This window comes from Streptomyces misionensis (genome assembly GCF_007896895.1).
Classification (GTDB): domain Bacteria; phylum Actinomycetota; class Actinomycetes; order Streptomycetales; family Streptomycetaceae; genus Streptomyces; species Streptomyces misionensis_A.
Genome location: NZ_VOGW01000165.1, coordinates 40,672 through 43,368, shown reverse-complemented (window position 1 = coordinate 43,368; position 2,697 = coordinate 40,672). Strand labels below are relative to the sequence as shown.

Genomic DNA, 2,697 nt, shown 5'->3' with positions numbered 1-2,697 from the left:
GCCCACCCCGGTGAGCGCCTCCACCGCCCGCACCTACCTCTCCCAGCTGACCGTCGCCACCGAGGACCGCACCGGCTACAGCCGCGACAAGTTCCCGACGTGGATCACCATCGAGGGCACCTGCAACACCCGCGAGTGGATTCTCGAGCGGGACGGCACGAACGTCGTCACCGACTCCACCTGCAAGGCCACCAGCGGCAGCTGGTACTCGCCGTACGACGGCGCGACCTGGACCGCCGCCTCCGACGTCGACATCGACCACCTCGTGCCGCTCGCCGAGGCCTGGGACTCGGGCGCGGGCAAGTGGACGACGGCCCAGCGGCAGGCGTTCGCCAACGACGTCACCCGCCCCCAGCTCCTCGCGGTCACCGACAACGTCAACCAGTCCAAGGGCGACCAGGACCCGGCCACCTGGGTCCCGTCCCGCTCCGCCTACGTGTGCACCTACGTGCGCGCCTGGGTGCAGGTGAAGTACTACTACAACCTCTCGGTCGACTCGGCCGAGAAGAGCGCGCTGCAGAACTACCTGGCGAGCTGCTGAACGACACGGGAGAAGACGGGCCCGGCCGGGACGCCCCGGCCGAGCCCCGCCCCGTCGCCGTGTCCCGTGCTCTCGCCGCGCCCCGTCCCGCTGCCGCGCCCTCAGGAGGCGGGGCGCCGCCGCATCAGGAACCCCGCCGCCGCGCCCGCCCCGAACAGCGCGGCCAGGGACACCCCGGTCGCCAGCCAGGTGGCGCCGAGCCAGCGGGCGCCGTAGTAGCCGAGGGCCACGCTGTAGGCGGCCCAGGACAGGCCGGCCAGCGCGGACCAGGGCAGGAAGTCGCGGGCCCGGCGGTGGGCGGCGCCGGCGCAGAAGGAGACGACCGAGCGCCCCGCGGGGGCGAAGCGGGCGAGCACGACCAGCGCGCCGCCGCCCCGGGCCAGCGCGTCACCGAGACGTTCCTGCGCGGTGGTCAGCCGCCGGGAACGGGCTATCGCCCGGTCGAGGCGCTCGCCGCCCCGCCAGGCCAGCCGGTAGGCCACCAGGTCGCCGAGGAGCGAGGCGGTCGCGGCGCAGAGTATGAGCGCCGGGATGCCCGGCACGCCGTGCGGGACCTGGCCGGTCGCGGCGCCCGAGCCCGCGGCCGCCGCGGTGCCCGCCGTGATGACGAGCACACCGCTCGGCAGCACCGGCAGGAACACGTCCAGCAGCACGGACACGGCCACCGCGGTATAGATCCAGGGCCCGGCCGCCAGCGACCCCACACTCTCGAACACGTTCTCTCCTGACACTCCCCCGATAACAGCCGTACAGCGTACGCCGGGGGTGTGGCAGGAGGTGCCGCGGGGGGCGCGCCGGCCGGGTCGTACGGCACCCCGTGCCAGGTCGCAGGGGTGCCGTACGGGCGCGGCGGCCAGGCGGCCGCCAGAGCTCGGCCGGCGCGCGGCCAGGCGGCCATCGGCCCCGATCGGCACGCGGTCAGGTGGCCAGGCGGCCCCGATCGGCACGCGGCCAGGCGGCCGGCGAGCCTGACCGGCACGCGGTCAGGCGGCTATCGGCGTCTGCTCCGCGACGGTCTCGCGCCGGTCCGCCGTGCGCCGGGCCAGGAGCCGGTCGAGGCCGAAGGCGCCGGAGCCGGTGAAGACCAGCAGCAGGAACGCCCAGCAGAACATGACCGCGGGCTCGCCGCCGTTCTGGATGGGCCACAGCGCGTGCTGCTGGTGGATGTCGAAGTACGCGAACGCCATCGAGCCGGAGGCGACGAGCGCGGCCCCTCGGGTGCCGAGGCCGATCAGCACCAGGGCGCCGGCGACCAGCTGGATCACCGCCGCGTACCAGCCCGGCCAGGTGCCGGCCGCGATGGTGCCGCCGTGGGTGCCCATGGCGCCGCCGAGGACACCGAAGAGCGAGGCGGCGCCGTGCACGGTGAAGAGCAGACCGACGACGACGCGGAAGAGCCCGAGGACATAGGGCTGCGTGGAATTGAGGCGAGCGGAGAGCATGGGGAGTTTTCTCCCTTTCGGTGTCGGTCGAGCCCGTCGGGGACGGACGGGCCGGTGGGGGTGTCGGTACCGAACGAGAGGCCCAGGTTAGGGGTCCCTTACTAATGCTTGCAAGTTCAAGTTCTGGCCAATGTTTCACCTGGGGTGGTGCCCTCGGTCCGGGACCCGACCGCATGTAGGGCCGCCCGAACCGGCCGGCCGACGCCCGGGAACATGGCCGGTTCCGCCCCATGGCCGGAACAGCTGGCACCCCGTGCCGGACGCTACGAGCGCCGGGTCACGGACGGGCGTCGGCCGGGGCGGTCGGTTCCGTGCGGGCGCGCCGCCCGCGCACTTCCAGTCCGTCCAGCAGTTCGGCCGTGGCCCGGGCGACGGCCTCCACGGCGGCGTCGAAGGCCTCGCGGTTGTGGGCGGCCGGCGCGCGGAAGCCCGAGATCTTGCGCACGTACTGAAGCGCGGCGGCTCGGATGTCCTCCTCCGTGGCCTCACCGGGCAGTACCGGCGGACGGAGGGTCTTGATGGTCCGGCACATGCCTTCAGTGTGACGCGCGGGGGTGCGGGTGCGGGCGCGGCGGAGGATAAAAACAAAGGCAAGGAAGCCCTTCCGGACTCCTTGCCACTCTCAACGTATAGCGCATGGGGGGCCTTGCGGCAAGGCCCCCCTTATGCCGCAGAATCACCGCCCTGACCTGCAAATCCGCCGGAACGGGGCCC

General features: G+C 73.5%; 4 protein-coding genes. 1 reads left to right on the top strand and 3 read right to left on the bottom strand.

Going from position 1 to position 2,697, the window contains the following annotated elements:
• Positions 1-541 (top strand): HNH endonuclease family protein (locus tag FRZ03_RS27375; protein ID WP_146467805.1); only part of this gene is annotated, 541 nt, incomplete at its 5' end.
• Between the two features lie 101 nt (positions 542-642).
• Here the strand turns inward: FRZ03_RS27375 and FRZ03_RS27370 are convergent.
• The 3 genes from FRZ03_RS27370 to FRZ03_RS27360 all read right to left on the bottom strand — a co-directional run bounded on the left by FRZ03_RS27370 (position 643) and on the right by FRZ03_RS27360 (position 2,515).
• On the bottom strand, positions 643-1,257 hold the full coding sequence (locus FRZ03_RS27370) for a DedA family protein (protein ID WP_070027603.1): 615 nt from the start codon (positions 1,255-1,257) through the stop codon (positions 643-645).
• A gap of 267 nt (positions 1,258-1,524) precedes the next feature.
• The gene (locus tag FRZ03_RS27365; protein WP_146467804.1) at positions 1,525-1,983 is read right to left on the bottom strand and encodes a DoxX family protein; all 459 of its coding nucleotides are present in this window, start codon (positions 1,981-1,983) and stop codon (positions 1,525-1,527) included.
• 277 nt (positions 1,984-2,260) lie between these two features.
• Positions 2,261-2,515 (bottom strand): DUF2277 domain-containing protein, encoded by a 255-nt coding sequence (locus FRZ03_RS27360; protein WP_146467803.1) that lies wholly within the window; start codon positions 2,513-2,515, stop codon positions 2,261-2,263.
• Positions 2,516-2,697 lie beyond the last annotated feature (182 nt).

Coding starts and splice junctions, on each gene's coding strand:
- FRZ03_RS27365 (WP_146467804.1), bottom strand. CDS start 1,983: ATGCTCTCCGCTCGCCTCAATTCCACGCAGCCCTATGTCCTCGGGCTC.
- FRZ03_RS27360 (WP_146467803.1), bottom strand. CDS start 2,515: ATGTGCCGGACCATCAAGACCCTCCGTCCGCCGGTACTGCCCGGTGAG.